The sequence below is a fragment of the Variovorax boronicumulans genome (assembly GCF_019352895.1).
GTDB classification, from domain to species: domain Bacteria; phylum Pseudomonadota; class Gammaproteobacteria; order Burkholderiales; family Burkholderiaceae_C; genus Variovorax; species Variovorax boronicumulans_A.
This window is the reverse complement of record NZ_JAAAFX010000005.1, coordinates 1-5,538: the sequence shown is the minus strand read 5'-3', so window position 1 is coordinate 5,538 and position 5,538 is coordinate 1. Positions and strand designations below refer to the sequence as shown.

The 5,538-nt window shown below is 70.8% G+C and carries 6 protein-coding genes; 2 read left to right on the top strand and 4 right to left on the bottom strand.

Features of this window, described 5'->3' with window-relative positions; genetic code table 11:
* Positions 1 to 558: IclR family transcriptional regulator (locus K0H49_RS13770; protein ID WP_307886057.1), on the top strand; the 558-nt coding region annotated here is incomplete at its 5' end.
* A gap of 6 nt (positions 559 to 564) precedes the next feature.
* On the opposite strand, the gene K0H49_RS13765 is transcribed toward K0H49_RS13770, so the two are convergent.
* The gene (locus K0H49_RS13765) at positions 565 to 1,776 is read right to left on the bottom strand and encodes an MFS transporter (RefSeq protein ID WP_219213385.1); all 1,212 of its coding nucleotides are present in this window, start codon (positions 1,774 to 1,776) and stop codon (positions 565 to 567) included.
* A gap of 4 nt (positions 1,777 to 1,780) precedes the next feature.
* Complete coding sequence (locus tag K0H49_RS13760) at positions 1,781 to 2,242, bottom strand: RidA family protein (RefSeq protein ID WP_219213384.1); 462 nt, start codon at positions 2,240 to 2,242, stop codon at positions 1,781 to 1,783.
* Positions 2,243 to 2,331: 89 nt separating this feature from the next.
* Between K0H49_RS13760 and soxR the strand changes: the two genes are divergently transcribed.
* Entirely contained in the window at positions 2,332 to 2,820 is a 489-nt protein-coding gene (soxR, locus tag K0H49_RS13755) for a redox-sensitive transcriptional activator SoxR (protein ID WP_219213381.1), read from the top strand.
* Here the strand turns inward: soxR and K0H49_RS13750 are convergent.
* The gene (locus K0H49_RS13750; RefSeq protein WP_374122356.1) at positions 2,817 to 4,205 is read right to left on the bottom strand and encodes a patatin-like phospholipase family protein; all 1,389 of its coding nucleotides are present in this window, start codon (positions 4,203 to 4,205) and stop codon (positions 2,817 to 2,819) included. The two genes, soxR and K0H49_RS13750, sit on opposite strands and share 4 nt — an antisense overlap.
* Positions 4,206 to 4,209: 4 nt before the next feature.
* The gene (locus tag K0H49_RS13745; RefSeq protein WP_219213377.1) at positions 4,210 to 4,902 is read right to left on the bottom strand and encodes an HAD family hydrolase; all 693 of its coding nucleotides are present in this window, start codon (positions 4,900 to 4,902) and stop codon (positions 4,210 to 4,212) included.
* Between the last annotated feature and the right edge of the window lie 636 nt (positions 4,903 to 5,538).

The window sequence follows — 5,538 nt, the reverse complement described above, 5'->3', positions numbered from 1 at the left end:
GCCGCGGCCTCGCACTTCGGGCTGCGCCAGCAGTGCGCGCCCTTCCTCGCGCGCATCTCGCAGGACACCGGCGACTCGGCCTTCCTGGTGGTGCGCAGCGGCGCCGATTCCTTCTGCCTCGACCGCCAATCGGGCTCGTTCCCGATCCAGGTGCTGACGGTGGAGGTGGGCAAGCGGCGCCCGCTGGGCATCGGCGGCGGCGGGCTCGCGCTGCTGGCCTTCATGCCCGAGGCCGAACTGCCGGCCGTGCTGGCGCGCATCGAGCCGCAGCTCAAGCCCTACGGCGGCCTGACGCGTGCGATCCTGCAGAAGCTGGTGGCGCAGGCGCGCCAGCGCGGCTATGCGGCCATCACCAACTACGCGGTGGCCGGCGTGACCAGCATCGGCGTGCCGATCCGCGACCGCACGGGCCAGGTCCTGGGCGCCGTCAGCGTGAGCGCGATCGCCTCGCGCATGGCCGAGCGCGAGGCGATGGTGGTGCGCACCATGCAGCGCGAGGTCGAGGCGCTGCAGGTCGTGCTGCAGCAGCCCGCGCCGGGCCGCGCGCCGGCGGGCTGAAGCGGCTCAGCGGCGGGCCACGCGCACCACGAGCCGCTGGTCGTACGCCAGCGCGCCGCCGGCCAGCGCGGCCAGCCCCACGCCCAGCGCGCAGGCCATGCCCCAGCCGCCGTGCCGCCAGGCCAGCGCGCCCAGCGCGGAGCCGCAGGCGGCGCCGGCGAAGTAGCTGGTCATGTAGACCGCGTTGATGCGCGAACGCGCCTCGGGCTCGAGCTTGTAGATCACGTTCTGGTTGCTGATGTGCACGCCGGGCAGCGCGATGTCGACCACCAGCATGCCCAGCAGGAAGAAGCCGAGGCTCGCGCCGCCCAGCCACAGGAAGACCCAGCCCAGCGCCAGCAGCAGCACCGACACGGCCGAGACCTGCTGGACCCAGCCGCGGTCGCCCAGCCGGCCGGTCACGCTGGCCATCAACGCGCCCGCGACGCCCACCAGCCCGACCAGGCCGATCTGCACGTCGTTCATGCCGTGCACCGGTCCCGAGAGCATCAGCGCCATGGTGGAGAACAGCACACTGACCGATGCGAAGGTCAGCGCCCCGACCAGCGCACGGCTGCGCAGCCGCGGGTGCTTGCGCAGCAGCGTGCCCAGCGAACGCAGCGTGCGCGCATAGCTCTGCGGCACGGGGTTGCGCGAGGTCGGCAGCACGAACCACAGCATCGACGCGACGGCCAGCATCAACACGCCCGCCACGCGGTAGACCGTGTTCCATCCGCCCACGGCCGACAGCAGCCCGGCCACGCTGCGCGCCGCCAGGATGCCGGTGAGCAGCCCGCTCATCATCAATCCCACCGCCCGGCCGCTGCGCTGCGGATCGGACAAGGTGGCGGCCATCGGCACCAGCGTCTGCGCCGCGACCGAGAACAGGCCGGTCATCACCGTGCCCGCGATCAGCAGGCCCAGGCTGGTGGCGAAGCCGCTCATGAACAGGCCGATCGAGGCCAGCACCATCAGGCCGACCGCGAGGCCGCGCCGCTCGAGCTTGTCGCCCAGCGGCACCAGCAGCAGCAGCCCGCAGGCATAGGCCACCTGGCCCAGCGTGACGGTGAGCGCGGCCGCGGCATCGCTCACGCGCAGGTGGACCGCGATCGAGTGCAGCAGCGGCTGGTTGAAGTAATTGCTGCCCGCGCTCAGGCCGGCGGCGACGGCCATCAGCAGCAGGACGGGGAGGCTCAGCGGCGCGACAGGAGCGCGAGACGGCAGGGAAGCGGAAGGCATCCCCTCAGTCTGCCAGGGTCGAGACCGGCATCGCCTTGACCGCCGTGGCCTCGAACGCGCACAGCATGCCCTCGCGCGCCAGGCAGGGCACCGGGATCAGCGTGCAGGCCGGCGTCGGCAGTTCGCCCCAGACGGTGGCCAGGACCTGCGCGAGCGCGGCGCGCCGGGCTTCGCTGTGGCCGACCACCAGCACGCGCAGCCGCACCACGTGCTGGAGGTCGGCGCCGGCGCCGGTCAACCCCATGCGCAAGTTGCGCAGGGCCTGCGCGACCTGCGCCTCGAAGTCCGGCGACAGCGCACCGGCGGCGTCCTCGCCGCCCTGCTCCGCGAGATAGATGAAGCGTGCCGGTGCGGTGACCACCGCCACGTGCGAACCGCCATCGGCGCGCCGGCCGGCCAGGCGCGGCGGGTTGATGAACAGCGGCAGGGCGGCCGGCACATGCGGGGAGAGCGTGAAAAAGGACATGCAGGGCAGGGAGAAGTAGGAAGCCGCTAGTATCGAATCTCAACTTAACTTGAGGTCAAGCGCCTTGTGCGATCGACCCTCGGAACACCATGGCCAATGCTTCCTCTCCCCCGCCGGAGCCGACCGACCCCTCGCCCGAGCTCGGCGTCGGCGAACTGGCCGCACGCAGCGGCGTGGCCGTGTCGGCGCTGCATTTCTACGAATCGCGTGGCCTGATCCGCGCCGAGCGCAGCGCCGGCAACCAGCGGCGCTACCCGCGCTCGGTGCTGCGGCGCGTGGCCTTCATCAAGGTGGCGCAGCGCGTGGGCATTCCGCTGGGCGCCATCGCCGAGGCCTTGAAAGCCCTGCCGGCCGAGCGCACCCCCACCGGGGCCGACTGGCGCCGGCTGTCGAGCGCGTGGCGCGACGAGCTCGACGAGCGCATCCGCACGCTCACGCAGATGCGCAACCAGCTCGACGGCTGCATCGGCTGCGGTTGCCTGTCGCTCAAGGTCTGCCCGCTGCGCAATCCGCAGGACACGCTGGCGCAGCTCGGTCCGGGGCCGCACTTCGATGCGGCGCAGGGCGAAGCGCCTTAGGGTTCGACGTGGCGCGCGTCCAGCGCACGGCGCAGCGCCTCGAACTCCGGCGAGCGCAGCAGCACCTGCCGGCCGGCCGCGATCAGGGCGTTGACCTCGGCATCGGAGATCGTGAAGGCCGTCGGCACCTGCAGCAGGCTGCGGCGCTGCTCGCCCTCGGCGTCGCGCAGGTTGACCTGCACCACGTGGATCTGGGCATCGGGCGTGAACACGTCGCTGCCGCTGCCCACGCGCTTGCGCAGTTCGGCGCGCCACTGGCGCGTGATGTCGGCCAGGTACTCCTGCGTCTCGGTGGTGGCGCGCGCGCCCGCGCCGAACAGCAGCGCATCGGCCACTTCCATGAAGCCCGGCACGCGGTCGCTCATGTCGATGTTGTTGGCCGGATCGCGCTCGGAGTTCACGGTGATCAGCACCAGCTGGCGCACGCTGCCCTGCGGAATGCCGATCTCGCTGAAGCTGTCGCGCAGCCCGCCGCCGGCCAGCGCCCGGTCGAGCAGGCGGCGCACGCCCAGGTTGTCGGCCAGCCCCCCGTCGACCAGGTGGATGTAGGGCCGGCGCGCCGCATCCAGATAGCTGTTGGCCTGCGAGCGGTACATGCGGGTGCGGTAGTCGCCGCCTTCCAGGCCGGCGAAGCGCGGCACCACGTTGCGCGCGTGGCAGTCGCCCGCATGGTTCTTGAGCGTCATCGGGCTCAGCGCGAGCGGCACCGCAGAAGAGGCCGCGACCGCGAAGGACAGCGGCACGCTGCCCAGGTCGGAACAGATCAGCGCGAACTGGTCGTCGGTGAACTCGAAGCCCGTGCCCAGCGACATGTCGGTGGCCGCGATCACCAGTTGCGGATGGCGCGGCTGGCGCGCGATGTCGGCGTAGGTCATGCCCTGGTAGAGCGTGTCGAGCCGGCGCGCGAGCAGCTGGCTGCGGCCGAACCAGGGCGAGGTGAGCTCGATCAGGTGCGTGGGCTGCAGCGTCTGCGTGATCAGGCTGTTCTGGAAATTCTGGCGCAGGAAATCGGCCTCGAAACCGGCCAAGCCCTTGGCCCCGAAGGCCGCGTAGTAGGCGGCCAGGATGCTGCCGCCCGAGACCCCGCTGATCACGTCGGTGGCTTCGAGCAGGTTCTTGTCCTGCCCCTTCCACTGGAAGTGCGTGCGCTGCAGCTCGCTCAGCACGCCATAGCCGAAGGCCGCGGCGCGCGCGCCGCCGCCCGAGAGCGTGACGGCGACCAGCAGGCTCGGGTCGCGGTCCGGGTTGAGCAGCGTGACGGCGGGCGCCGGGCCTTCGCCCAGGGGCTCGTTGATCCAGGGCCGCACCGAAGAGCAGCCGGCCAGCAGTGCGGCCGCGAGCAGCAGGCCCGCGCTGAAAAGAAGGGGCCGGCCGCGTGCGCGCACGGGCTCAGGCCGGGACGGCGCGCCAGGCGGCGAGCACCGACGGCAGTTGCGCCATGTCGGTGAAGATCTGGACCGCGCCCGCGGCACGCAGCGCATCGGCCCCGCTGTGGCCCAGGCCGCCCGGGCTGTAGCCGAACACCGTGGCACCGGCCGCGACACCGGCCGTGGCGCCGGTCACCGTGTCTTCCACCACCGCGCAGCGGGCCGGGTCGACGTCAAGCGCGGCGGCGGCCGCCAGGTAGACATCGGGCGCCGGCTTGGAGCGGGGCATCTCGTGGCCGCTGAAGATCCGCCCTTCGAAGGCGTCGAATACGCCGATCTTGCGCAACTGCATCTCGACCTTGATGCGGTCGGCGCCCGAGGCGCAGGCGATCTTGCCGCCGAGCGTGGCATGCAATGCGCGGATCGCGGCGGGTGCGCCGGGGATCTCGACCAGTTCGTTCGTCAGGCGTTCGTTGCGGCGCGCCCAGAAGCTCTGGAGCCACTCGGGGGTGACGGGGCTGCCGGTGTTGGCTTCGATCAGCGCGGCTTCGTCCTTGACGGCCTTGCCGACGAAGATGCGCATGCACTCGTCGCTGCTGAGCGTCCAGCCGCGCTCTTCGAGCATGTCGCGCAGGACGCCGTTGGTGATGGGTTCGGAGTCGACGAGGACGCCGTCGCAGTCGAAGAGGACGGCGGAGAAGGGGAAGGCTGTCATGTGTTTTCTTGTCTGATGGCTTGGCCTGGATGGTATCAACCGAACATTGGGAAGTGAGGTCTGGGGCCGGGTCTTTCGTTGCGCCGAAAGTTGAGGCAGGGGCCGGGTCTTTCGTTGCGCTGGAAGTTGAGGCTGGGGCCGGGTCTCGCCCCGGCGGGCGACTCACTTTCTTTTGCTTCGCCAAAAGAAAGTAAGCAAAGAGAAGGCGACCCTGCTGTCTGCGTCCCTCCGCTTCGCTGCGGGCAACCTGCGGTGCTCGCGGTTCGCGGGGTCTCGCTCGAACTCGCTTCGCTCAGACAATCGCGAGCCCTGATCCGCGAACCGCTGCGCTCCTCGGCGCAGCCAGAAGGGATTTGGAAGCGGGAACCGAACAGGCCATCGCTTCGCTCGGCCTGAAGACGAAAAATACCAACAACTTGCCCGCAGATTCCCAGCACCGCAGGCGCTCCGCGCCTGCGGTGCGTTGGAGGCCGAGCGAAGCAAAGGCCCGGGCGCTCTTCAAGCCCCTCTGGATGCGCTGAGGAGCGGAGCGTTTCGCGGATCAGGGCTCGCAGTTGTTTGAGCGAAGCGAGTTCTGCGAGACCCCGCGAAACGTGAGCACCGCAGGGTGCCCTGGAGCGAAGCGGAAGGGTCGCA

Coding starts and splice junctions, on each gene's coding strand:
- K0H49_RS13765 (WP_219213385.1), bottom strand. CDS start 1,776: ATGCCTTCCGCTTCCCTGCCGTCTCGCGCTCCTGTCGCGCCGCTGAGC.
- K0H49_RS13760 (WP_219213384.1), bottom strand. CDS start 2,242: ATGTCCTTTTTCACGCTCTCCCCGCATGTGCCGGCCGCCCTGCCGCTG.
- soxR (WP_219213381.1), top strand. CDS start 2,332: ATGGCCAATGCTTCCTCTCCCCCGCCGGAGCCGACCGACCCCTCGCCC.
- K0H49_RS13745 (WP_219213377.1), bottom strand. CDS start 4,902: ATGACAGCCTTCCCCTTCTCCGCCGTCCTCTTCGACTGCGACGGCGTC.